Annotated in this window: 18 protein-coding genes; 3 read left to right on the forward strand and 15 right to left on the reverse strand. The window is 69.0% G+C overall.

The genetic code is table 11. The features are described from left to right. Positions 1 to 8: 8 nt before the first annotated feature. Complete coding sequence (locus tag IG08_RS0132220) at positions 9 to 2,927, forward strand: fumarate reductase/succinate dehydrogenase flavoprotein subunit (protein ID WP_106981064.1); 2,919 nt, start codon at positions 9 to 11, stop codon at positions 2,925 to 2,927. Positions 2,928 to 2,969: 42 nt separating this feature from the next. Here the strand turns inward: IG08_RS0132220 and recQ are convergent, their stop codons facing one another. Continuing rightward, the gene (gene recQ, locus IG08_RS0132225; RefSeq protein WP_030610554.1) at positions 2,970 to 4,958 is read right to left on the reverse strand and encodes a DNA helicase RecQ; all 1,989 of its coding nucleotides are present in this window, start codon (positions 4,956 to 4,958) and stop codon (positions 2,970 to 2,972) included. Positions 4,959 to 5,200: 242 nt separating this feature from the next. On the opposite strand from recQ, the gene IG08_RS0132230 reads away from it, so the two are divergent. Beyond that, complete coding sequence (locus IG08_RS0132230; RefSeq protein ID WP_030610558.1) at positions 5,201 to 5,710, forward strand: hypothetical protein; 510 nt, start codon at positions 5,201 to 5,203, stop codon at positions 5,708 to 5,710. Between the two features lie 63 nt (positions 5,711 to 5,773). On the opposite strand, the gene nuoN is transcribed toward IG08_RS0132230, so the two are convergent. Genes nuoN through IG08_RS0132300 form a run of 14 tightly spaced genes read right to left on the reverse strand, consistent with a single transcriptional unit; the run spans position 5,774 to position 21,737 of the window. After that, entirely contained in the window at positions 5,774 to 7,423 is a 1,650-nt protein-coding gene (gene nuoN / locus IG08_RS0132235; RefSeq protein ID WP_030610565.1) for an NADH-quinone oxidoreductase subunit NuoN, read from the reverse strand. Next, the gene (locus IG08_RS0132240; protein WP_030610568.1) at positions 7,420 to 8,991 is read right to left on the reverse strand and encodes an NADH-quinone oxidoreductase subunit M; all 1,572 of its coding nucleotides are present in this window, start codon (positions 8,989 to 8,991) and stop codon (positions 7,420 to 7,422) included. The genes nuoN and IG08_RS0132240 overlap by 4 nt, the downstream gene beginning before the upstream one ends. 5 nt (positions 8,992 to 8,996) lie before the next feature. Continuing rightward, entirely contained in the window at positions 8,997 to 10,910 is a 1,914-nt protein-coding gene (gene nuoL, locus IG08_RS0132245) for an NADH-quinone oxidoreductase subunit L (protein WP_030610571.1), read from the reverse strand. Between the two features lie 14 nt (positions 10,911 to 10,924). Continuing rightward, on the reverse strand, positions 10,925 to 11,224 hold the full coding sequence (nuoK, locus tag IG08_RS0132250; RefSeq protein WP_004927567.1) for an NADH-quinone oxidoreductase subunit NuoK: 300 nt from the start codon (positions 11,222 to 11,224) through the stop codon (positions 10,925 to 10,927). Continuing rightward, complete coding sequence (locus tag IG08_RS0132255) at positions 11,221 to 12,078, reverse strand: NADH-quinone oxidoreductase subunit J (RefSeq protein WP_030610575.1); 858 nt, start codon at positions 12,076 to 12,078, stop codon at positions 11,221 to 11,223. Before IG08_RS0132255 ends, nuoK begins: the two co-directional genes overlap by 4 nt. Further along, positions 12,075 to 12,677 carry an NADH-quinone oxidoreductase subunit NuoI gene (gene nuoI / locus IG08_RS0132260; RefSeq protein WP_030610578.1) on the reverse strand — a complete coding sequence of 201 codons (603 nt, stop codon included), beginning with the start codon at positions 12,675 to 12,677 and terminating at the stop codon, positions 12,075 to 12,077. The genes IG08_RS0132255 and nuoI overlap by 4 nt, the downstream gene beginning before the upstream one ends. Next, positions 12,670 to 14,034, reverse strand: a complete 1,365-nt coding sequence (nuoH, locus tag IG08_RS0132265) for an NADH-quinone oxidoreductase subunit NuoH (protein WP_030610581.1) — start codon at positions 14,032 to 14,034, stop codon at positions 12,670 to 12,672. Before nuoH ends, nuoI begins: the two co-directional genes overlap by 8 nt. Then, positions 14,031 to 16,535 carry an NADH-quinone oxidoreductase subunit G gene (locus tag IG08_RS0132270; protein WP_030610584.1) on the reverse strand — a complete coding sequence of 835 codons (2,505 nt, stop codon included), beginning with the start codon at positions 16,533 to 16,535 and terminating at the stop codon, positions 14,031 to 14,033. The genes nuoH and IG08_RS0132270 overlap by 4 nt, the downstream gene beginning before the upstream one ends. After that, entirely contained in the window at positions 16,532 to 17,878 is a 1,347-nt protein-coding gene (gene nuoF, locus IG08_RS0132275; protein WP_030610586.1) for an NADH-quinone oxidoreductase subunit NuoF, read from the reverse strand. Before nuoF ends, IG08_RS0132270 begins: the two co-directional genes overlap by 4 nt. Next, positions 17,878 to 18,750, reverse strand: coding sequence for an NADH-quinone oxidoreductase subunit NuoE (nuoE, locus tag IG08_RS0132280; protein WP_030610590.1), 873 nt, complete (start codon positions 18,748 to 18,750; stop codon positions 17,878 to 17,880). The genes nuoF and nuoE overlap by 1 nt, the downstream gene beginning before the upstream one ends. Next, positions 18,747 to 20,069 carry an NADH-quinone oxidoreductase subunit D gene (locus IG08_RS0132285; RefSeq protein WP_030610593.1) on the reverse strand — a complete coding sequence of 441 codons (1,323 nt, stop codon included), beginning with the start codon at positions 20,067 to 20,069 and terminating at the stop codon, positions 18,747 to 18,749. The genes nuoE and IG08_RS0132285 overlap by 4 nt, the downstream gene beginning before the upstream one ends. Next, on the reverse strand, positions 20,066 to 20,812 hold the full coding sequence (locus tag IG08_RS0132290; protein WP_030610596.1) for an NADH-quinone oxidoreductase subunit C: 747 nt from the start codon (positions 20,810 to 20,812) through the stop codon (positions 20,066 to 20,068). Before IG08_RS0132290 ends, IG08_RS0132285 begins: the two co-directional genes overlap by 4 nt. After that, positions 20,809 to 21,363 carry a NuoB/complex I 20 kDa subunit family protein gene (locus IG08_RS0132295; protein ID WP_030610600.1) on the reverse strand — a complete coding sequence of 185 codons (555 nt, stop codon included), beginning with the start codon at positions 21,361 to 21,363 and terminating at the stop codon, positions 20,809 to 20,811. The genes IG08_RS0132290 and IG08_RS0132295 overlap by 4 nt, the downstream gene beginning before the upstream one ends. 14 nt (positions 21,364 to 21,377) lie before the next feature. Continuing rightward, positions 21,378 to 21,737, reverse strand: a complete 360-nt coding sequence (locus IG08_RS0132300; protein ID WP_007383963.1) for an NADH-quinone oxidoreductase subunit A — start codon at positions 21,735 to 21,737, stop codon at positions 21,378 to 21,380. 778 nt (positions 21,738 to 22,515) lie between these two features. On the opposite strand from IG08_RS0132300, the gene IG08_RS0132305 reads away from it, so the two are divergent. Continuing rightward, positions 22,516 to 23,310 (forward strand): C40 family peptidase, encoded by a 795-nt coding sequence (locus IG08_RS0132305; RefSeq protein WP_043455822.1) that lies wholly within the window; start codon positions 22,516 to 22,518, stop codon positions 23,308 to 23,310. Positions 23,311 to 23,320: the final 10 nt, after the last annotated feature.

Below are 23,320 nucleotides of genomic sequence, written 5' to 3' on the forward strand. Positions count from 1 at the left end.
GCACGCTGGTGGACACCCCCCTGCAGATTCCGGCACTCACCGACGCCGAGGAGCTGACCTGCGACGTCCTCGTGATCGGCGGCGGCACCGCCGGCACCATGGCCGCGCTCACCGCCGCCGAGCACGGCGCCGACGTGATCCTGCTGGAGAAGGCCCATGTCCGGCACTCCGGCGCCCTCGCCATGGGCATGGACGGCGTGAACAACGCCGTCATCCCCGGCCGCGCCGAGCCCGACGACTACGTCGCCGAGATCACCCGCGCCAACGACGGCATCGTCGACCAGTCCACCGTCCGCCAGACCGCGACCCGCGGCTTCGCCATGGTGCAGCGCCTGGAGTCGTACGGCGTGAAGTTCGAGAAGGACGAGCACGGCGAGTACGCGGTCCGCCAGGTCCACCGCTCCGGCTCGTACGTCCTGCCGATGCCGGAGGGCAAGGACGTCAAGAAGGTCCTGTACAGGCAGCTGCGGCGGCGCGAGATGCGGGAGCGGATCCGCATCGAGAACCGGGTGATGCCGGTGCGGGTGCTCACCTCTCCCGAGGATTGGCGGGCCGTGGGGGCGGTCGGCTTCAACACCCGCACGGGCGCGTTCGTGGTGGTCCGCGCGGGCGCGGTCGTCCTCGCGACCGGCGCCTGCGGCCGCCTCGGCCTGCCCGCCTCCGGCTACCTCTACGGCACCTACGAGAACCCGACCAACGCGGGCGACGGCTACGCCATGGCCTACCACGCGGGCGCCGAACTCACCGGCATCGAGTGCTTCCAGATCAACCCGCTGATCAAGGACTACAACGGTCCGGCCTGCGCCTACGTCGCCAACCCCTTCGGCGGCTACCAGGTCAACCGGCACGGCGAACGCTTCGTCGACTCCGACTACTGGTCCGGCCAGATGATGGCGGAGTTCGCGGCGGAGGTCGCGTCGGACCGGGGTCCGGTGTACCTGAAGCTGAGCCACCTCCCCGAGGAGTCGATCTCGGCGCTGGAGTCGATCCTGCACTCGACGGAGCGGCCCACTCGGGGGACGTTCCATGAAGGCCGCGGCCACGACTACCGCACCCACGACGTGGAGATGCACATCTCCGAAATCGGCCTGTGCGGCGGCCATTCGGCCTCGGGAGTACGGGTCGACGAGCACGCCCGTACGACCGTCCCCCGCCTCTACGCCGCCGGCGACCTGGCCTGCGTCCCCCACAACTACATGATCGGAGCCTTCGTCTTCGGGGACCTGGCGGGCGCGGACGCCTCCCAGTACCAGGCCTACGAGGGCGAGTTGCCTCAGGACCAACTGCGCGAGGCGCACGAGCTGATCTACCGCCCGCTGCGCCACCCGGACGGTCCGCCACAGCCCCAGGTCGAGTACAAGCTGCGCCGCTTCGTGAACGACTACGTGGCCCCGCCGAAGTCCGGCGCCCGCCTCTCCCTCGCCCTGGAGTCGTTCGAGCGGATGCACGCCGACATCGCCGGGATGGGCGCCCGCACCCCGCACGAGCTGATGCGCTGCGCCGAGGTCTCCTTCATCCGCGACTGCGCGGAGATGGCCGCGCGCGCCTCCCTGGCCCGCACGGAGTCCCGCTGGGGCCTCTACCACGACCGCCTCGACCACCCCGAGCGCGACGACGCGTCCTGGTTCCACCACCTCGATCTGCACAAGTCCCCCTCCGGTGCGATGGAGTTCACGGCCCGTCCCGTGGCTCCCTATCTGGTCCCGATCGACGAGTTCACCCCGACCGGCGGTCCCTCCCGGCACCTCGGCGAGGTGCACCCGGAGGATGTGGCGAAGGCCGGATCACGGGACCTGGCGCCGGTGGCGGGCCAGGCCGAGGCGGCCGAGCCGGAGGAGCGGGACGACACCCCCGCGTCCCCGGAGACCCACCCCGAGCAGTCCCCGGCCCGCCTCCTGGAGCTCGTCGCCCTCGCCGAGGAGGAGCCCGAACTCGACGCCCTGCGGCCCTACTTGACGGACCCGGTGTCCGCCGTGCGGCGCGAGGCCGTCGCCGTCCTCACCGAGACACTGCCGCCGGGCACCGGTCCCGCCCTCGCCGAGGCGCTGCGCGACACCGCCGCCGAGGTGCGGGCCGCCGCGGCCGCTTCCCTGCGCGAACTCGTCGAGACGCTGCCCCCGGAACCCGCCCTGCACGACGGCCTCGCCGCCGCCCTCGCCGAGCCCGACCCGGTCGTCCGAGCCGCCTCGCTCGACGTCCTGCGCGCCCTGCGCCTGGGTGACGCAACGCTGTTCGCCGGGGCGCTGACCGACTCCGACATCTCCGTCCGCATCGAAGCCGTACGCGCCCTCGTCTCGGTCGACGCCGCCACCGAACTGGCCCACGCGGCAGCCACGGACCCGTCCCGCGAGGTCCGCGTGACCATCGCCAAGGGACTTGCCACGGTGTCGGCGACACTCCACGCGAGTGCCGATCGGACCGACGCTCCCCTCACCGAGGGACGCTCAACCGATACCGAGCCGAACGAGGACCCCGTCTCCGCGAGCCGTCCGGCCGACAACGCCGACATCACCGCCCCCACGAGCCGGCAGACCGACACCGTCGTCGCCACACCCGAGCCCGCCATCGTCCTCGCGGCCCTGGCCGACCTCACCGACGACCCGGACGTCCTGGTACAGGGCGCCGCTTACGGGGCGCTCGGTACCACCGGCTGCCCGGCACCGCTGGCCGCACGCGCCGTGGCCGCCCTGTCCGCCTCTGCCTGGCAGGTCAGATCGGGCGCGGCGACCGCCTTGTCCGCCGCAGCCCCCGACGTGGCCGTCCCCGCCCTCGCCAAGGCCCTCGCCGACGCGAACGCCGACGTCCGCAAGGCGGCGGTCCTGGCCCTGACCCGGCACACCCACACCGCGGACGCCCGCGCGGCCCTGGCGACAGCCACGTCGGACTCGGACGCGGACGTCAGGGCGTACGCGACACGAGCCCTGTGACGGATGCCGGGGCCTGCTCGCCATCCAGTCGTCGGGCTCCGGCTATATCCAGTCCTCGGGCTCCGGTTCGGCATCCATCTCGGGCCAGTGGTCCGCACCCGGATCCGTATCGCCCGCCGGGCTCGGGCTCGGCACGGCCCCGGCCGGTCCGCCCAGTCCGCCGAGCACCTCGAGCACGCCCTCCCCGTACGTCACCAGCTTCTTCTCGCCCACCCCGCCGATGCCCCCGAGCTCCGTCACCGAGGTGGGCCACACGGTCACGATCTCCCGGAGCGTGGCGTCGTGGAAGATGACGTACGCCGGAACACCCTGCTCACGAGCCTGCTCGGCACGCCAGGCGCGCAGTGCCTCGAAGGCCGGCACCAGCGTCTCGGGCAGCTCGGCCACCGCGGCCTTGGCCTTGCGCTCACCCCGGCCGGAAGAGGACCCGGCCGACTTCGCCGAGGCCGGCTTCTTCGGCTCCTTGCGCAGCGGTACGTCACGCTCCCGCCGCAACACCGTCCCGCTGGCCTCGGTCAGCACCAGCGTGCCGTACTCCCCCTCGACCGCGAGGAGTCCCTGCGCCAGCAACTGCCGTACGACACCGCGCCATTCGCCCTCGGACAGGTCCTCGCCGATGCCGAACACGGACAGTTGGTCGTGGTCGAACTGGATGACCTTGCCCGTGCGCTTGCCCATCAGGATGTCGACGATCTGCACCGCCCCGAACTTCTGCCCGCGCTCCCGCTGCAGCCGCACCACCGTCGACAGCACCTTCTGGGCCGCGACCGTGCCGTCCCAGGTCTCGGGCGGCGTGAGGCAGGTGTCGCAGTTTCCGCAGCCCGCCTGGTCGGGGTCCTGGCCGAAGTAGGCGAGGAGCTGGCTGCGTCGGCACTGGGCCGTCTCGCACAGCGCCAGCATCGACTCCAGGTGCGCGGCGGCGCGGCGCCGGAACGCCTCGTCGCCCTCGCTCGACTGGATCATCTTGCGCTGCTGTATGACGTCGTTGAGGCCGTACGCCATCCATGCCGTCGACGCCATTCCGTCGCGGCCGGCGCGGCCCGTCTCCTGGTAGTAGCCCTCGACCGACTTGGGCAGGTCGAGGTGGGCCACGAAGCGGACGTCCGGCTTGTCGATGCCCATGCCGAAGGCGATGGTCGCGACCACGATCAGTCCGTCCTCGCGCAGGAAGCGGGACTGGTGGGCCGCTCGGGTGCCCGAGTCCAGGCCCGCGTGGTACGGCACCGCCTCGATGCCGTTGCGGGACAGGAACTCCGCCGTCGACTCGACCGACTTGCGTGACAGGCAGTACACGATGCCCGCGTCGCCCGCGTGCTCCTCGCGCAGGAAGCCGAGCAGCTGCTTCTTGGGGTCGGCCTTGGGCACGATCCGGTACTGGATGTTGGGCCGGTCGAAGCTCGCCACGAAGTGCCGGGCCGTCGGCATGTGCAGCCGCTGGGTGATCTCTTTGTGGGTCGCGTCCGTCGCCGTCGCCGTGAGCGCGATCCGCGGGACGTCGGGCCAGCGCTCACCCAGCAGGGACAGGGACAGGTAGTCGGGGCGGAAGTCGTGACCCCACTGCGAGACACAGTGCGCCTCGTCGATGGCGAAGACCGCGATCTTGCCGCGCGAGAGCAGGTCCAGCGTGGAGTCCAGCCGCAGCCGCTCCGGAGCCAGATACAGCAGGTCCAGTTCCCCGGAGAGGAACTCGGCCTCCACCACCCGACGCTCGCCGAAGTCCTGCGTGGAGTTCATGAACCCGGCGCGCACGCCGAGCGCCCGGAGTGCGTCCACCTGGTCCTGCATCAGCGCGATGAGCGGGGAGACGACGATCCCCGTACCAGGTCTGACCAGGGACGGGATCTGGTAGCACAGCGACTTGCCGCCGCCGGTCGGCATGAGGACGACGGCGTCCCCGCCGGCCACCACATGCTCGATGATCTCTGCCTGCTCGCCGCGGAAGGTCTCGTACCCGAAGACCCGGTGCAGCGTGGCCAACGCCTCGCTGTCGGTCACACCTGGCATCTCTGCGATCCCGCCCATCCCACCCATAGCGCTGTCCCCCGTACGTCGTCCCTCGACCACTGCATCCACGATAGGGGTCCGCGCTGACAACGCTGGAGTTATCCACAGGCTGACCCGATGACGTTCGGTAGTCATTCGAACGGCTCACGTCACATGGCGCATCCGGACGGAGCCGGAACATGCTGCTCGGGCGGGCAGGGGAGACCCGCCCTTCCCTCGGACGGCGCGCCGAGCATACGCGCGCCTCTGCCGCACCAAGGAGCCTCACCATGTCCTCTCGGCCCCTCAAGGCCGCCATCACCGTGGCGATAGCCGGAGCCCTCTCCCTGACCGCCGTACCCGCACAGGCGGCGCCCATCGCCGACCCGGACCCGTTCGCGTGGACGCAGCTGACGAAGACGTACACGGCCAGCGGCAAGTACGCCTACGCGCCGCTCGCCGTCGCGGACGACTTCATGCCCACGCCCTGCGTGACCGGCATGGGCTACCACTACCTCAACGAGGGGAACGTCAACGAGACCGACCCCGCCAAGCCCGCGGCCCTCCTCTACGAGAACGGCCCGTACGGGCGCAAGCTCATCGCCGTGGAGTGGGTCGTGCAGGCCAAGGACGGCGTCACCAGGCCGACGATGTTCGGCCAGAAGTTCCAGGGCCCGGACACCCTCCCCGTCCTCGGACCCAGCTACACCCTCCACGCCTGGATCTACAAGACGAACCCCAGCGGCCTGTTCAACCCCACGCACCCCGCGGTGAAGTGCCCGGCGAACCCGGCCCCCTGACCGCACGCGAAGGGCCCCGGCTCCCTTGCGGGGAACCGGGGCCCACGGCCGTAACACCGCAGGTCACCGCACGAACACACCCGCCTGGTTCGCGAGATCCAGGAAGTACTGCGGCGCCACACCGAGCACCAGCGTCACCGCCACGCCGACCGCGATGGCCGTCGTCGTCAGCGGCGACGGCACGGCCACGGTCGGTCCCTCGGGCCGCGGCTCGCTGAAGAACATCAGCACGATCACGCGGATGTAGAAGAACGCCGCGATCGCGGACGAGATCACACCGACCACGACCAGCGGGGCCGCGCCGCCCTCCGCCGCTGCCTTGAACACGGCGAACTTCCCCGCGAACCCGGAGGTCAGCGGGATGCCGGCGAAGGCCAGCAGGAACACCGCGAACACGGCCGCCACCAGTGGCGAACGCCGGCCAAGGCCAGCCCACTTGGACAGGTGCGTCGCCTCGCCGCCCGCGTCCCGCACCAGCGTGACCACCGCGAACGCCCCGATCGTCACGAACGAGTACGCGGCCAGATAGAACAGGACGGAGGACACTCCGTCCGGCGTGGTCGCGATGACACCCGCGAGGATGAATCCGGCGTGCGCGATCGACGAGTACGCCAGCAGCCGCTTGATGTCGGTCTGCGTGATCGCGACGATCGCACCGCCCAGCATGGTGACGATCGCGACGCCCCACATCACCGGCCGCCAGTCCCAGCGCAGGCCCGGCAGCACGACGTACAGGATCCGCAGCAGCGCGCCGAAGGCGGCCACCTTCGTCGCCGCCGCCATGAAGCCGGTGACCGGTGTCGGCGCGCCCTGGTAGACGTCCGGCGTCCACATGTGGAACGGCACGGCACCCACCTTGAACAGCAGGCCCATGATGATCATCGCGGCGCCGATCAGCAGCAGCGCGTCGTTGCCCATGGTGTCGATGAGCGCCGGGTTGACGGTGGTGATCGACCCGTCGACGACCTGCGCGATCGTCGAGTACGACACCGAGCCCGCGTAGCCGTACAGCAGCGCGATGCCGAACAGCGTGAACGCGGAGGCGAACGCGCCGAGCAGGAAGTACTTGACCGCGGCCTCCTGCGACATGAGCCGCTTGCGGCGGGCCAGCGCGCACAGCAGGTACAGCGGGAGCGAGAAGACCTCCAGCGCCACGAACAGTGTCAGCAGGTCGTTGGCCGCCGGGAAGATCAGCATGCCGGCGACGGCGAAGAGCAGCAGCGGGAACACCTCGGTGGTGGCGAACCCGGCCTTCACCGCGGCCTTTTCACTGTCGCTGCCCGGCACGGACGCGGCCTGCGCGGCGAACGAGTCGACGCGGTTGCCGTGTACCTCCGGGTCCAGCCGCCGCTCGGCGAAGGTGAACAGACCGACCAGGCCCGCCAGCAGGATCGTGCCCTGCAGGAACAGGGCCGGTCCGTCGACGGCGATCGCGCCCATGGCGGCGATGCCCGCCTTGGTCGTGGCGTACCCGTCGGCGGCGAGCGCGACGACCGCGGCGAAGCCCGCGACGAGCGCCACGACGGACACGAACAGCTGGGCGTGGTAACGGAACTTGCGCGGTACGAACGCCTCGACCAGCACCCCGAGGATCGCCGCGCCGACGACGATCAGGGTGGGCGACAATTGTCCGTATTCGATCTTCGGCGCGTCGATCTTGGTGATCGGGTCGGCCGCAGTTGTCCACAGGCTGTGGACGGCTGTTGCGCTCACTTGGCCGCCTCCACCTCGGGCCGGGGGTCCTTCTTGTGTACGTCGGACATGGTCGACTTCACCGCCGGGTTGACGATGTCCGTGACGGGCTTCGGGTAGACGCCCAGGAAGATCAACAACACGACCAGCGGGGCGACGACCACGAGTTCACGGACCCTGAGATCCGGCATCGCCGAGAGCTCCGGCTTCACCGGGCCCGTCATCGTCCTCTGGTAGAGGACGAGGGTGTAGAGCGCGGCCAGCACGATGCCGAAGGTCGCGATGATGCCGATGGCCGGATAGCGCGCGAACGTGCCGACCAGGACGAGGAACTCACTCACGAACGGCGCGAGTCCGGGAAGCGACAGCGTCGCCAGACCGCCGATCAGGAAGGTTCCGGCGAGCACCGGAGCGACCTTCTGCACCCCGCCGTAGTCGGCGATGAGCCGCGAGCCGCGCCGCGAGATCAGGAAGCCGGCCACCAGCATCAACGCAGCCGTGGAAATACCGTGGTTGACCATGTACAGCGTCGCGCCCGACTGGCCCTGGCTGGTCATCGCGAAGATGCCCATGATGATGAACCCGAAGTGCGAGATCGACGCGTACGCCACCAGCCGCTTGATGTCCCGCTGCCCGACGGCGAGCAGCGCACCGTAGATGATGCTGATCACCGCCAGTACGAGGATGGCGGGCGTCGCCCATTTCGACGCCTCCGGGAACAGCTGGAGGCAGAAGCGGAGCATCGCGAAGGTGCCCACCTTGTCGACGACCGCGGTGATGAGGACGGCGACCGGAGCGGTGGCCTCCCCCATCGCGTTGGGCAGCCAGGTGTGCAGCGGCCACAGCGGAGCCTTCACCGCGAAGGCGAAGAAGAAGCCGAGGAACAGCCAGCGTTCAGTGTTGGTCGCCATGTCGAGCGAGCCGTTGGCCCGCGCCTCGGCGATCGCCTGGAGGCTGAAGTTCCCGGCGACCACGTACAGGCCGATCACCGCGGCCAGCATGATCAGACCGCCGACCAGGTTGTAGAGGAGGAACTTCACCGCGGCGTACGACCGTTGCGTCGACGCCGCCTCCTCGCCGTGCTCGTGGGCCCGGTCCCCGAAGCCGCCGATGAGGAAGTACATCGGGATCAGCATGGCTTCGAAGAAGATGTAGAAGAGGAAGACGTCGGTGGCCTCGAAGGAGATGATCACCATCGCCTCGACGCCCAGGATCAGGGCGAAGAAGCCCTGAGTCGGTCGCCACCGCGTGTTGCCGGTCTCCAGCGGGTCGGCGTCGTGCCAGCCCGCGAGGATGATGAACGGGATCAGCAGGGCGGTCAGCGCGACGAGCGCCACCCCGATGCCGTCCACGCCCAGCTCGTACCGCACCCCGAAGTCCTTGATCCAGGCGTGGGATTCGGTGAGCTGGTAGCGGTCGCCGTCCGGGTCGAAGCGGACCAGGACGATGGCGGCCAGGACGAGTGTGGCGAGCGAGACGAGCAGCGCCAGCCACTTGGCGGCGGTGCGCTGCGCGGCCGGCACGGCGGCCGTGGCGATCGCCCCGATCGCCGGGAGCGCCGCCGTCGCTGTCAGCAGAGGAAAGGACATCGGTATCAGACCGCCCTCATCAGCAGGGTCGCGGCGACGAGGAGAGCCGCACCGCCGAACATCGAGACCGCGTACGACCGCGCGAAGCCGTTCTGCAGCTTGCGCATCCGCCCGGAGAGGCCGCCGACCGAGGCCGCCGTGCCGTTGACGACGCCGTCGACCAGGGTGTGGTCGACGTACACCAGGGACCGCGTGAGGTGCTCGCCGCCGCGGACGAGGACGACGTGGTTGAAGTCGTCCTGGAGCAGATCGCGCCGGGCGGCCCGGGTGAGCAGCGATCCGCGCGGGGCGACGACCGGGATCGTACGGCGGCCGTACTGCAGGTACGCGGCGGTGACGCCGATGACCATCACGGCCACCGTGGAGGCCGTGACCGTCGTCGCGCTGATCGGCGCGTGACCGTGGTCGTGCCCGGTGATGGGCTCGAGCCAGTGCAGGAAACGGTCGCCGATGCTGAACAGGCCGCCCGCGAAGACCGATCCGAAGGCCAGCACGATCATCGGGATCGTCATGGACCTGGGCGACTCGTGCGGGTGCGGCTCATGGCCCTCGGCGTCGGGCTGCCAGCGCTTCTCGCCGAAGAACGTCATCAGCATCACGCGCGTCATGTAGTACGCCGTGATGGCCGCGCCCAACAGCGCGCAGCCGCCGAGGATCCAGCCCTCGGTGCCGCCCTTGGCGAAGGCCGCCTCGATGATCTTGTCCTTGGAGAAGAAGCCGGACAGGCCCGGGAAGCCGATGATGGCCAGGTAGCCGAGGCCAAAGGTCACGAAGGTGACCGGCATGTACTTCCTGAGGCCGCCGTACTTCCGCATGTCGACCTCGTCGTTCATGCCGTGCATGACCGAACCGGCGCCGAGGAACAGCCCGGCCTTGAAGAAGCCGTGCGTCACCAGGTGCATGATCGCGAAGACGTAGCCGATGGGGCCGAGGCCCGCGGCCAGCACCATGTAGCCGATCTGCGACATGGTCGAGCCGGCGAGCGCCTTCTTGATGTCGTCCTTCGCGCAACCGACGATCGCACCGAACAGCAGCGTGACGGCACCGACGATGGTGACCACCAGCTGCGCGTCGGGCGCGGCGTTGAAGATCGCGCCGGAGCGGACGATCAGGTAGACGCCGGCGGTCACCATCGTCGCGGCGTGGATGAGGGCCGAGACCGGGGTCGGGCCCTCCATCGCGTCCCCGAGCCAGGACTGCAGCGGCACCTGGGCGGACTTGCCGCAGGCGGCGAGCAGCAGCATCAGGGCGATGCCGGTGAGCGTGGCCTCGGAGGTGTCACCGACGAGCCCGGGCTCCTCGTGGGTGCCGAGCACCGGTCCGAAGGCGAAGGTCCCGAAGGTGGTGAACATCAGCATGATGGCGATCGACAGGCCCATGTCGCCGACGCGGTTGACCAGGAAGGCCTTCTTCGCGGCGGTCGCGGCACTCGGCTTGTGCTGCCAGAAGCCGATCAGCAGGTAGGAGGCGAGACCGACGCCCTCCCAGCCGACGTACAACAGGAGGTAGTTGTCGGCGAGGACGAGCAGCAGCATCGCCGCGAGGAACAGGTTCAGATAGCCGAAGAAGCGGCGGCGCCGCTCGTCGTGCTCCATGTACCCGACCGAGTACAGGTGGATCAGCGAGCCGACGCCGGTGATCAGCAGCACGAACGTCATCGACAGCTGGTCCACGCGGAAGGCGACGTCCGCCTGGAAGCCCTCGACCGGAACCCAGCTGAACAGGTGCTGGGTCAGCGTCCGGTGCTCGGCGTCCTTGCCCAGCAGGTCGGCGAAGAGGATCGCGCCGAAGACGAAGGAGACGCCGGCGAGGGCCGTGCCGATCCAGTGGCCGACGGCGTCCAGTCTGCGGCCGCCGACGAGCAGGACCGCCGCTCCGAGCAGGGGCGCCGCGATGAGCAGCGCAATCAGGTTCTCCACGATTCAGCGACCCCTTACAGCTTCATCAGGCTGGCGTCGTCGACCGAGGCCGAGTGGCGGGAACGGAACAGCGACACGATGATCGCGAGCCCGACCACGACCTCCGCGGCGGCGACGACCATCGTGAAGAAGGCGATGATCTGGCCGTCGAGATTGCCGTGCATCCGGGAGAAGGCGACGAACGCGAGGTTGCAGGCGTTGAGCATGAGCTCGACGCACATGAAGACGACGATCGCGTTGCGCCTGATCAGCACCCCGGTGGCGCCGATCGTGAACAACAGGGCGGCGAGGTAGAGGTAGTTGACCGGGTTCACTTCGACGCCTCCTCGGTCCGCTGGGGGTTCGCCGGCTCGGTGGCGGTGCGCTCCAGGCGTTCCTCCGAGCGCTGTTCGAGCGCCCGCAGGTCGCCCAGTGCCTCGGTCGACACGTCACGGATCTGGCCGCGCTCCCGCAGCGTCTTGTTGACCGTGAGCTCGGACGGGGTGCCGTCGGGCAGCAGGCCCGCGATGTCCACCGCGTTGTGCCGGGCGTACACGCCGGGCGCCGGCAGCGGCGGCAGGTGCTTGCCCTCGCGCACGCGCTCCTCGGCCAGCTCGCGCTGGGTCTTGGCGCGCTCGGTGCGCTCGCGGTGGGTGAGCACCATGGCGCCGACGGCGGCTGTGATCAGCAGGGCGCCGGTGATTTCGAAGGCGAAGACGTACTTGGTGAAGATGAGGGCCGCGAGACCCTCCACGTTGCCGCCGGCGTTGGCCTGGGTCAGGCCGTTGAACTCAGTGAGGGAGGCGTTGCCGATGCCCGCGAACAGCAGGATGCCGAAGCCGAGTCCGCACAGCAGGGCCAGCCAGCGCTGGCCCTTGATGGTCTCCTTCAGGGAGTCCGCCGCGGTGACGCCCACGAGCATGACCACGAACAGGAACAGCATCATGATCGCGCCGGTGTAGACGACGATCTGCACGACGCCCAGGAAGTAGGCGCCGTTGGCGAGGTAGAACACCGCCAGGATGATCATGGTGCCGGCGAGGCAGAGGGCGCTGTGGACGGACTTCTTCATGAAGACGGTGCACAGGGCGCCGATCACGGCGACGGTGCCGAGCACCCAGAACTGGAAGGCCTCGCCGGTGGAGGTGCCAGCAGAAAGAGTAGCTGCGGCGGCGAGCTGCGCGCTCATGCGCCCACCTCCTCTTCCTCAGGCTTCTCGCCCTTGGAGACGGCCACTTGCGGGACAGTGCCGGGCGCGGCCTCCGTCACCAGGCCCCGGTAGTAGTCCTGCTCGTCGGTCCCCGGGTAGATGGCGTGCGGGCTGTCGACCATGCCCTCTTCGAGGCCGGCGAGCAGCTGCTCCTTGGTGAAGATGAGGTTGGCGCGGCTGCTGTCGGCGAGCTCGAACTCGTTGGTCATCGTCAACGCGCGCGTGGGGCACGCCTCGATGCACAGGCCGCACAGGATGCAGCGGGCGTAGTTGATCTGGTAGACGCGGCCGTACCGCTCGCCCGGCGAGTAGCGCTCCTCGTCCGTGTTGTCGGCGCCCTCCACATAGATGGCGTCGGCGGGGCAGGCCCAGGCGCACAGCTCGCAGCCGATGCACTTCTCCAGGCCGTCCGGATGGCGGTTGAGCTGGTGCCGTCCGTGGAAGCGCGGAGCGGTGGTCTTCTGCTGCTCCGGGTACTGCTCGGTCAGCCGCTTCTTGAACATGGCCTTGAAGGTCACGCCGAAGCCGGCCACGGGGTTCTGGAAACCGGGCTTGGTTTCCTTGGGCTCCTCAGCCATCGGACGCCTCCTTTCCATCCAGAGATCCGTCACTGTGAGTATCCGACCCACCACTGACAATCAGCTCCCGCTCGCGGCGCGAGCTGCGCCGCGGCACCGGCGGCAACTCCTGTCCCGGCAGCGGCGGTACGGGGAATCCGCCGGCCATCGGGTCGAAGCCGACCGGTTCCTCCTCGGACTGCGCGGCCGACTTCGTCTTCTCCCGGAAGATGTCGACGACGAAGGAGAGCAGCAGGAGGGCGAGGACACCACCGCCGATGTAGAGGGCGATATCGGCGAAGTCGTAGTTCTCGTTGCGCAGGGTCCGCACGGTCGCGACGAGCATCAGCCACACCACGGAGACCGGGATGAGGACCTTCCAGCCGAGCTTCATCAGCTGGTCGTAGCGGACCCGCGGGAGCGTGCCGCGCAGCCAGATGAAGAAGAACAGCAGCAACTGGACCTTGATCACGAACCAGAGCAGCGGCCACCAGCCGTGGTTCGCGCCCTCCCAGAAGGTGCTGACCGGCCAGGGGGCCCGCCAGCCGCCGAGGAAGAGCGTCACGGACACGGCCGAGACCGTCACCATGTTCACGTACTCGGCGAGCATGAACAGCGCGAACTTGATCGACGAGTACTCGGTGTTGAAGCCGCCGACCAGGTCGCCCTCGGACTCCGGCATGTCGAAGGGGGCGCGGTTGGTCTCGCCGACCATCGTGATGATGTAGATCACGAAGGAGACCGGCAGCAGGATGACGTACCAGCGGTCCTGCTGCGCCTCGACGATCGCCGACGTCGACATCGACCCCGAGTAGAGGAACACCGAGGCGAACGCGGCGCCCATGGCGATCTCGTACGAGATCATCTGCGCGCAGGAGCGGAGGCCACCGAGGAGCGGGTAGGTGGATCCGGAACTCCAACCCGCAAGGACGATGCCGTAGATGCCGACCGAGGCGACCGCGAGGATGTAGAGCATCGCGATCGGCAGGTCGGTCAGCTGCATCGCGGTGCGGTGGCCGAAGATCGAGACCTCGTTGCCGGCCGGGCCGAAGGGGATCACCGCGATCGCCATGAAGGCCGGGATGGCCGCGATGATCGGCGCGAGGATGTAGACCACCTTGTCCGCGCGCTTGACGACGACGTCTTCCTTGAGCATCAGCTTGATGCCGTCGGCGAGCGACTGAAGCATGCCCCAGGGGCCGTGCCGGTTGGGGCCGATGCGCAGCTGCATCCAGGCGACGACCTTGCGCTCCCAGACGATGGAGAACAGCACGGTCACCATCAGGAACGCGAAGCAGAAGACGGCCTTGATGACGACCAGCCACCAGGGGTCGGTGCCGAGCATCGAGAGGTCTTCTGCGGCGAGGTACGGGCTCATGCCTCCACCTCCTTGGGAGCTTCGGCGGCGAGCGTCGCCGGACCGATGCGGACGAGGGAGCCGGGCCGCGCCCCGGAGTCGGAGGCGACGCCCCCTCCGGCGGAGTTCAGCGGGAGCCAGACCACGCGGTCGGGCATCTCGGTGATCTGGAGCGGCAGCTCGACCGTTCCGGCGGTACTGGTCACGGCGAGGACGTCGCCGTCCTTGACGCCCGCCTCGGCGGCCGTGGCGGCCGACACGCGCGCGTGGGCCGCGTGCCGCGTCCCGGCGAGCGCCTCGTCGCCCTCCTGAAGGAGACCCTGGTCGAGCAGCAGCCGGTGCCCGGCCAGTACGGCCTCTCCGGCGGCCGGCCGCGGCAGCTGGACGGCGGTCTCCAGCGGGTCGGTGGCCCGGGGCCCGTCCCAGGCGCCCAGCCGGTCCAGCTCCGCACGCGCAGTGCGCAGATCCGGCAGACCCAGATGTACGTCCATGGCGTCGGCCAGCATCTGCAGCGCACGCGCGTCGGTGGGCGAGAGGTGGCGGGTCATCTGGTCGGGCTTGAGCGCGGCCTCGAAGAAGCGCACCCGGCCTTCCCAGTTGAGGAAGGTGCCGGACTTCTCGGCGACCGCGGCGACCGGGAGGACGACGTCGGCGTGCTCGGTGACCTCACTGGGCCGCAGTTCCAGCGACACCAGGAAGCCGACCTCGTGCAGTGCTTCACGCGCGCGTGCCGGATCCGGCAGATCGGCGACCTCTACGCCCGCGACCACCAGGGCCTGCAGTTCGCCGGTCGCGGCGGCCTCGACGATCTGGCCGGTGTCGCGACCGTAGCGGTGCGGGAGGTCGGCCAGGCCCCAGGCCGCGGCGACCTCCTCACGCGCGCGTGGGTCGGTGGCCGGGCGCCCGCCCGGCAGCAGCGACGGCAGCGCGCCCGCCTCGACGGCCCCGCGCTCACCTGCGCGCCGCGGGATCCACACCAGCTCGGCGCCGGTGGCCGACGCGGCCCGTACGGCGGCGGTGAGGCCTCCGGCGACCGCGGCCAGCCGCTCGCCGACGACGATCACCGCGCCCTCGGTGCGCAGCGCCTCGGCGGCCTTGCTGCCGTCGTCCTCCAGGCCGACCCCGCCCGCGAGCGCGTCCAGCCACTCGGTCTCGGTGCCGGGAGCGGCGGGCAGCAGGGTGCCGCCGGCCTTCTCCAGGCCGCGCGTCGCGTGTGTGGCGAGCGAGAACACCTTCTGCCCGTGTCCCCGCCAGGCCTTGCGCAGCCGCAGGAAGACGCCGGGCGCCTCCTCCTCGGCCTCGAACCCGACCAGCAGGACGGCGGGGGCCTTCTCCAGCAAGGTGTACGTGACGCCCGTACCGTCGAGGTCCCGTCCTCGTCCGGCGACCCGCGCGGCGAGGAAGTCGGTCTCCTCACCGCTGTGCACACGCGCGCGGAAGTCGATGTCGTTCGTGTCGAGCGCCACGCGCGCGAACTTGCTGTAGGCGTAGGCGTCCTCGACGGTGAGGCGGCCGCCGGTCAGGACGCCGGCCCGCCCGCGCGAGGCGAGCAGTCCCTGGGCCGCGATCTGCAGCGCCTCGGGCCAGGAGGCCGGCACGAGCTCGCCCTCGGCATTGCGCACCAGCGGCGTCTGAATCCGGTCCCGCTGCTGTGCGTACCGGAATCCGAACCGCCCCTTGTCGCAGATCCACTCCTCGTTGACCTCGGGGTCCGGGGAGGCCAGCCGCCGCATGACCTTGCCGCGCCGGTGGTCGGTGCGGGTCGCGCAGCCGCCGGAGCAGTGCTCGCACACGGAGTGCGAGGAGACGAGGTCGAAGGGCCGGGAGCGGAAGCGGTAGGCCGCCGAAGTCAGCGCGCCCACCGGGCAGATCTGGATGGTGTTGCCGGAGAAGTACGACTCGAAGGGGTCGCCCTCACCGGTGCCGACCTGCTGCAGCGCGCCCCGCTCCAGCAGCTCGATCATCGGGTCGCCCGCGATCTGGTTGGAGAAGCGGGTGCAGCGGGCGCACAGCACGCACCGCTCGCGGTCGAGCAGGACCTGCGTGGAGATCGGGACCGGCTTCTCGTACGTCCGCTTCTTTCCCTCGAAGCGGGAGTCGGCCTGGCCGTGCGACATGGCCTGGTTCTGCAGGGGGCACTCGCCGCCCTTGTCGCAGACCGGGCAGTCGAGGGGGTGATTGATAAGGAGAAGCTCCATCACACCGTGCTGTGCCTTCTCGGCGACCGGCGAGGTGAGGTGGGTCTTCACCACCATGCCGTCCGTGCACGTGATCGTGCAGGACGCCATCGGCTTGCGCTGGCCCTCGACCTCGACGATGCACTGGCGGCAGGCGCCGACCGGGTCGAGGAGGGGGTGGTCGCAGAACCGGGGGATCTCGATGCCGAGTTGCTCGGCGGCCCGGATGACCAGGGTGCCCTTGGGCACGCTGATCTCGACGCCGTCGATCGTCAGCGAGACGAGATCCTCCGGCGGGACCGCCGCCTCTCCCCCACCTGAGGGAGCGTTGGTGGTCACAGTCATGCGTTCACCTCCGTGCGGTCGGCCCAGGCCGTCGACTTGGCCGGGTCGAAGGGGCAGCCGCGGCCCGTGATGTGCTGCTCGTACTCCTCGCGGAAGTACTTGAGCGAGGAGAAGATCGGCGAGGCGGCGCCGTCGCCGAGGGCACAGAAGGACTTGCCGTTGATGTTGTCGGCGATGTCGTTCAGCTTGTCGAGGTCGGACATGACGCCCTTGCCGGCCTCGATGTCGCGCAGCAACTGCACGAGCCAGTACGTCCCTTCGCGGCACGGTGTGCACTTGCCGCAGGACTCGTGGGCGTAGAACTCGGTCCAGCGGGTGACGGCACGCACGACACAGGTCGTCTCGTCGAAGCACTGGAGTGCTTTGGTCCCGAGCATGGAACCCGCGGCGCCCACTCCTTCGTAGTCAAGGGGGACGTCGAGGTGCTCGTCGGTGAACATCGGCGTCGAGGAGCCGCCGGGCGTCCAGAACTTGAGCCGGTGCCCGGCCCTCATCCCTCCGCTCATCTCCAGGAGTTGGCGCAGGGTGATGCCGAGCGGGGCCTCGTACTGGCCGGGGCTGGTGACATGGCCGCTGAGCGAGTAGAGCGTGAAGCCCGGGGACTTCTCGCTGCCCATCGACCTGAACCAGTCTTTTCCTTTTTGGAGAATCGCGGGAACTGACGCGATCGACTCGACGTTATTCACAACAGTTGGGCACGCATAGAGGCCCGCGACGGCAGGGAAAGGGGGACGGAGCCGCGGTTGACCCCGGCGGCCTTCGAGCGAGTCGAGCAGTGCGGTCTCCTCACCGCAGATGTACGCGCCCGCGCCCGCGTGCACGGTGAGTTCAAGGTTGAGCCCGCTGCCCAGGATGTTCTCGCCGAGGTAACCAGCCGCGTAGGCCTCGCGCACGGCCTCGTGCAACCGCCGCAGCACTGGGACGACTTCACCACGCAGATAGATGAAGGCATGCGACGACCTGATGGCATAACACGCGATGACAATGCCCTCGATGAGGCTATGCGGGTTCGCGAACAGGAGCGGGATGTCCTTACAGGTTCCCGGCTCCGACTCGTCGGCGTTGACAACTAGATAGTGCGGCTTTCCATCACCCTGGGGAATGAACTGCCATTTCATTCCCGTGGGGAATCCCGCACCGCCACGGCCGCGCAGTCCGGACTCCTTGACGTACGCGATGAGGTCGTCCGGCGACATGGCGAGCGCCTTGCGGAGTCCCTCGTATCCTTCGTGCCTTCGGTAGACGTCCAGAGTCCAGGACTTGTCCTCGTCCCAGAAGGCCGACAGCACGGGTGCGAGCAGCTTCTCGGGGCTGGTGTCTTTCAGCTCGGGTGCCAAGGTCATCACTCCCCCTCCTCGGCGGTCGGCCCGGCCGGGTGGGCTGGGTCGGAGGCCGACGTGTCCTGTGGCGCGTCGTGCGAGCTCAGGTGCTGTGTCGGTGACGGGTCGTGCACCGCCCTGTCCTGCGGTTCGTCGTGCGGACCGCCGTCGCGCGGATGGACCACGCGCGCGGGTGCGGCCTCTCCCCTGGCCAGGCGGAGGCCCACCAGCGAAGCGGGTCCCGCACCGCCGCTTGCCTCGACGGCCCCTGGCCGCTCGTCGGGGAAGCCGGCGAGGATCCGCGCGGTCTCCTTGAAGGTGCACAAAGGCGCCCCGCGCGTGGGCTCGACGGGTGCTCCCGCGCGCAGGTCGTCGACGAGGCGCTTGGCGGTGGCCGGGGTCTGGTTGTCGAAGAACTCCCAGTTGACCATCACCACCGGCGCGAAGTCGCAGGCCGCGTTGCACTCGATGTGCTCCAGGGTGACCTTGCCGTCGTCGGTGGTCTCGCCGTTGCCGACGCCCAGGTGCTCCTGGAGGGACTCGAAGATCGCGTCGCCTCCCATCACCGCGCACAGCGTGTTGGTGCAGACGCCGACCTGGTAGTCACCGCTCGGCCTGCGCCGGTACATGGTGTAGAAGGTGGCGACCGCGGTGACCTCGGCCGTGGTCAGGTTCAGCACATCCGCGCAGAACCGCATCCCGGTGCGCGTGACATGGCCCTCCTCCGACTGCACGAGATGCAGCAACGGCAGCAGGGCCGAGCGGGAGTCCGGGTAGCGGGCGATGATCTCGCGCGCGTCCGTCTCCAGCCGGGCTCGGACGTCGTCCGGGTAAGCGGGTGCGGGCAGTTCGGGCATGCCCAGGCTGACGCCCCGCTCCGAAGAACTGGTGGTCACCGGTCGACGCCTCCCATCACGGGGTCGATGGACGCGACAGCGACGATGACGTCGGCGACCTGGCCGCCCTCGCACATCGCCGCCATGGCCTGCAGGTTGGTGAAGGACGGGTCACGGAAGTGGACCCGGAAGGGGCGGGTGCCGCCGTCGGACACGGCGTGCACCCCGAGTTCGCCCTTGGGCGACTCGACGGCCGCGTACGCCTGTCCCGGCGGCACGCGGAAGCCCTCGGTGACCAGCTTGAAGTGGTGGATCAGGGCCTCCATGGAGGTGCCCATGATCTTCTTGATGTGGTCGAGGGAGTTGCCCAGGCCGTCCGGTCCCAGGGCGAGCTGGGCGGGCCAGGCGATCTTCTTGTCGGCGACCATGACCGGGCCGGGCTGCAGCCGGTCCAGGCACTGCTCGACGATCCTGAGGGACTGGCGCATCTCCTCCAGCCGGATCAGGAAACGGCCGTAGGAGTCGCAGGAGTCGGCGGTCGGGACGTCGAAGTCGTACGTCTCGTAGCCGCAGTAGGGCTGCGCCTTGCGCAGGTCGTGCGGCAGGCCGGTGGAGCGCAGGATCGGGCCGGTGGCACCGAGGGCCATGCAGCCGGACAGATCGAGATAGCCGACGTCCTGCATACGGGCCTTGAAGATGGGGTTCCCGGTGGCGAGCTTGTCGTACTCCGGGAGGTTCTTCTTCATCTTCTTCACGAACTCGCGGATGTGGTCCACCGCGCCGGGCGGCAGGTCCTGTGCGAGTCCGCCGGGGCGGATGTACGCGTGGTTCATCCGAAGGCCCGTGATGAGCTCGTAGATGTCGAGAATCATTTCACGATCGCGGAATCCGTAGATCATGATCGTGGTGGCGCCGAGTTCCATGCCGCCGGTGGCGATGCACACCAGGTGCGAGGAGAGCCGGTTCAGCTCCATCAGGAGCACCCGGATGATCTCGGTCCGCTCGGTGATCTGGTCCTCGATGCCGAGGAGTTTCTCGACGGCGAGACAGTAGGCGGTCTCGTTGAAGAAGGACGTCAGGTAGTCCATGCGCGTCACGAACGTGGTGCCCTGCGTCCACGTGCGGAACTCGAGGTTCTTCTCGATGCCGGTGTGCAGGTAGCCGATGCCGCAGCGGGCCTCGGTGACCGTCTCGCCGTCGATCTCCAGGATCAGGCGGAGCACACCGTGGGTGGAGGGGTGCTGCGGACCCATGTTGAGGACGATGCGCTCGTCGTCGGCACGGGCCGCGGCCTGGACGACCTCGTCCCAGTCGCCGCCGGTGACCGTATATACGGTGCCCTCGGTGGTCTCGCGAGGGGATGCGTGCGAAGTGCTCACGAGTACGACCTCCGCTGGTCCGGAGCCGGGATCTGGGCGCCCTTGTACTCGACGGGGATGCCGCCGAGGGGGTAGTCCTTGCGCTGCGGGTGGCCCTGCCAGTCGTCCGGCATCATGATCCGCGTCAGGGCCGGGTGATCGTCGAAGACGATGCCGAAGAAGTCGTACGTCTCGCGCTCGTGCCAGTCGTTGGTCGGATACACGGAGACCAGGGACGGGATGTGCGGGTCGGCGTCCGGGGCACTGACTTCGAGGCGGATCAGCCGGTTGTGGGTGATCGAGCGCAGGTGGTAGACGGCGTGCAGCTCGCGGCCCTTGTCGTGGAGATAGTGGACACCGCTCACGCCGGTGCACAGCTCGAAGCGCAGGGCCGGGTCGTCGCGCAGGGTCTGGGCGACGCGGAGCAGGTGCTCGCGTTCGATGTGGAAGGTGAGTTCGTCGCGGTCGACGACCGTCTTCTCGATCGCGTTCTCGGGGAGAAGACCCTGTTCCTCCAGCGCGCCCTCGAGTTCGTCGGCGACCTCGTCGAACCAACCGCCGTAGGGGCGGCTCGCCGGCCCCGGGAGCCGGATCGAGCGGACCAGGCCGCCGTAGCCGGAGGTGTCGCCGCCGTTGTTGGCGCCGAACATGCCGCGCTGGACGCGGATCTCCTCGCCGCCCTCGCCACGCTGGCCGGGGAGGTTGGAGGCGCCCAGGTCCTTCTCGGGATTGACGCCGTCGCCGGCGCCGTTCGCGTCGCTCACCGCAGCAGCCCCTTCATCTCGATCGTGGGCAGGGCCTTGAGCGCCGCTTCCTCCGCCTCGCGGGCCGCTTCCTCCGCGTTCACGCCGAGCTTGGAGCTCTGGATCTTCTGGTGCAGCTTGAGGATCGCGTCCAGGAGCATCTCGGGCCGTGGCGGACAGCCCGGGAGATAGATGTCGACCGGGACGATGTGGTCGACGCCCTGGACGATCGCGTAGTTGTTGAACATGCCGCCCGAGGAGGCGCAGACCCCCATGGAGATCACCCACTTCGGGTTCGGCATCTGGTCGTAGACCTGCCGGAGCACCGGCGCCATCTTCTGGCTGACCCGGCCGGCCACGATCATCAGGTCCGCCTGGCGGGGCGAACCGCGGAAGACCTCCATGCCGAAGCGCGCCAGGTCGTAGCGGCCGGCGCCGGTGGTCATCATCTCGATGGCACAGCAGGCGAGGCCGAAGGTGGCCGGGAAGACGGACGCCTTGCGCACCCAGCCCGCGGCCTGCTCGACGGTGGTCAGCAGGAAGCCGCTCGGCAGCTTTTCTTCGAGTCCCATGCTTTAAAGGCCCCTCAGTCCCATTCCAGGCCGCCGCGCCGCCATACGTACGCGTACGCGACGAAGACGGTGAGCACGAAGAGCAGCATCTCCACGAGCCCGAAAACACCCAGGGCGTCGAAGGTGACGGCCCAGGGGTAGAGGAAGACGATCTCGATGTCGAAGACGATGAAGAGCATCGCCGTCAGGTAGTACTTGATGGGGAAGCGCCCGCCGCCGGCCGGCGTGGGGGTCGGCTCGATCCCGCACTCGTAGGCCTCGAGCTTGGCCCGGTTGTACCGCTTCGGACCGATCAGCGTGGCCATGACCACGGAGAAGATCGCAAAGCCTGCCCCGAGGGCTCCCAGTACGAGGATGGGCGCATACGCGTTCACCGCTCCTCGCTCCTCTCAGTCGGCACTGACTGCTGGCGATGGCATCGGGCCCCACACCCGTCTCACGCGTCCCGCAAGTCCCGCCCGTCCCGGCGAAGATCGCGAACATGTGAAGCAGGTCACAAGCCCAACTGACCCGCATCTTATGCCTGCCGGTCTGTGATCTGCGACACGGGGCATTACACAAGCTTTGTGATCTCCACCACCTGACCTTGGATCATGAAGTCGGATGAGCGGTGATCTTCACACGAGAAGCGTCCGAGTGATCACCAGAGGTGACATTTCCGCTCGTAGACGCAGAATCGGAGAGGCGTCTCAATATCAAGAGACTTCCTCTGCATGCAAATTCGCGCTGGACGGGGCGCCTTGATAGTGAGCCGCGTTCACACGTCAGAGGGAGGCGTGCGGACGGATGTGGACGCGTGCACGCGTTCACGAGCGCCCTCCGGCCGAGACCTCGCCGAGACCTCGCCAAGACCTGAGCGAGATCTACACGGGGACGCAGCCGCCGACGTAACCGTTGCGTGACCTCCGCCACACACATGAGAGGGACGTGAGAAGCGGGGTTGGCCACCTGCCTCAACCGGTGGTAAGTGCAGGGCAATTCGGACGTAACAACGAAAGGGCATGATCACAGGCTTGATAGCTGGAGTCCGCAATGTCCGTTACGGCGTCAATAAAGAACGCCACGCCCGGGATTCGGGGTGCCCATTGAACAACTGTGGCGCAGCACACGTTTCTTGAAGGTATGGAGGAGCCCCTGATACCGGTTGTTCTCATGTCCCACACCGCTCACATACGCAGCCACCGGAAACCCCGCCGCAGCGCGACGACTTCCATCGCCGTGCGCGCCGGAGTTGCCGGTGGCGTCCTCAGCATGGCAGCGGCGGGCGCGTCGGCTTCGGCGAGCGCCGCCGAGTCGACGACGCAGACCATCGAACTGCCCGCTCTCACGGCCGACATGGCCGCTCAGGTCGCCGAGTCCGCGGACGCCACCCAGCAGGCCGCGGCCAACTACCAGCTGCAGGCCGAGCGCGACGCGGCTGCCGCAAAGGCCGCGAAGCAGGCCAAGGCGGACCTCGCTGAGGCGAAGAAGAAGGCCGAGGCCAAGGAGAAGGCCGAAGCCGCCCGCAAGGCCGCCGCGGAGGAGGCCGCGTCCCGCAGCGCCGAGCGCACCACGCTCACGTCGACCTCCACGACGGCGTCCGCTCCCGCCAGCGGCAGCGTCGCCACGGTCATCGCCTTCCTCAACGCGCAGGTCGGCGACGCCTACGTCATGGGCGGCACCGGCCCCAACGCGTGGGACTGCTCCGGCCTCGTCCAGGCCGCGTTCAAGCAGGTCGGCGTGGACCTCCCCCGCGTTTCGGGAGACCAGTCGACGGCCGGTACGCCGGTCTCGCTCTCCAACCTGCAGGTCGGCGACATCCTGTACTGGGGCTCCGCCGGCTCCGCGTACCACGTGGGTGTCTACATCGGTGACGGCCAGTACCTGGACGCGGCCAACCCGTCCAAGGGCGTTGTCATCCAGGACCTGTCCGGGTACCCGGCGACGGGCGCGGTGCGCGTACTCTGACGCACACGCG

The organism is Streptomyces fulvoviolaceus (assembly GCF_000718165.1).
In the GTDB taxonomy this organism is placed as follows: Bacteria; Actinomycetota; Actinomycetes; order Streptomycetales; family Streptomycetaceae; genus Streptomyces; species Streptomyces fulvoviolaceus.

What these genes read in the sequence shown, in the direction of transcription:
- IG08_RS0132240 (WP_030610568.1), bottom strand. Translation starts at nt 8,991, where the DNA reads ATGTCCTTTCCTCTGCTGACAGCGACGGCGGCGCTCCCGGCGATCGGG.
- nuoI (WP_030610578.1), bottom strand. Translation starts at nt 12,677, where the DNA reads ATGGCTGAGGAGCCCAAGGAAACCAAGCCCGGTTTCCAGAACCCCGTG.
- nuoF (WP_030610586.1), bottom strand. Translation starts at nt 17,878, where the DNA reads ATGACCTTGGCACCCGAGCTGAAAGACACCAGCCCCGAGAAGCTGCTC.
- IG08_RS0132255 (WP_030610575.1), bottom strand. Translation starts at nt 12,078, where the DNA reads ATGAGCGCGCAGCTCGCCGCCGCAGCTACTCTTTCTGCTGGCACCTCC.
- IG08_RS0132230 (WP_030610558.1), top strand. Translation starts at nt 5,201, where the DNA reads ATGTCCTCTCGGCCCCTCAAGGCCGCCATCACCGTGGCGATAGCCGGA.
- IG08_RS0132270 (WP_030610584.1), bottom strand. Translation starts at nt 16,535, where the DNA reads ATGACTGTGACCACCAACGCTCCCTCAGGTGGGGGAGAGGCGGCGGTC.
- IG08_RS0132305 (WP_043455822.1), top strand. Translation starts at nt 22,516, where the DNA reads ATGTCCCACACCGCTCACATACGCAGCCACCGGAAACCCCGCCGCAGC.
- nuoH (WP_030610581.1), bottom strand. Translation starts at nt 14,034, where the DNA reads ATGAGCCCGTACCTCGCCGCAGAAGACCTCTCGATGCTCGGCACCGAC.
- IG08_RS0132295 (WP_030610600.1), bottom strand. Translation starts at nt 21,363, where the DNA reads ATGGGACTCGAAGAAAAGCTGCCGAGCGGCTTCCTGCTGACCACCGTC.
- recQ (WP_030610554.1), bottom strand. Translation starts at nt 4,958, where the DNA reads ATGGGTGGGATGGGCGGGATCGCAGAGATGCCAGGTGTGACCGACAGC.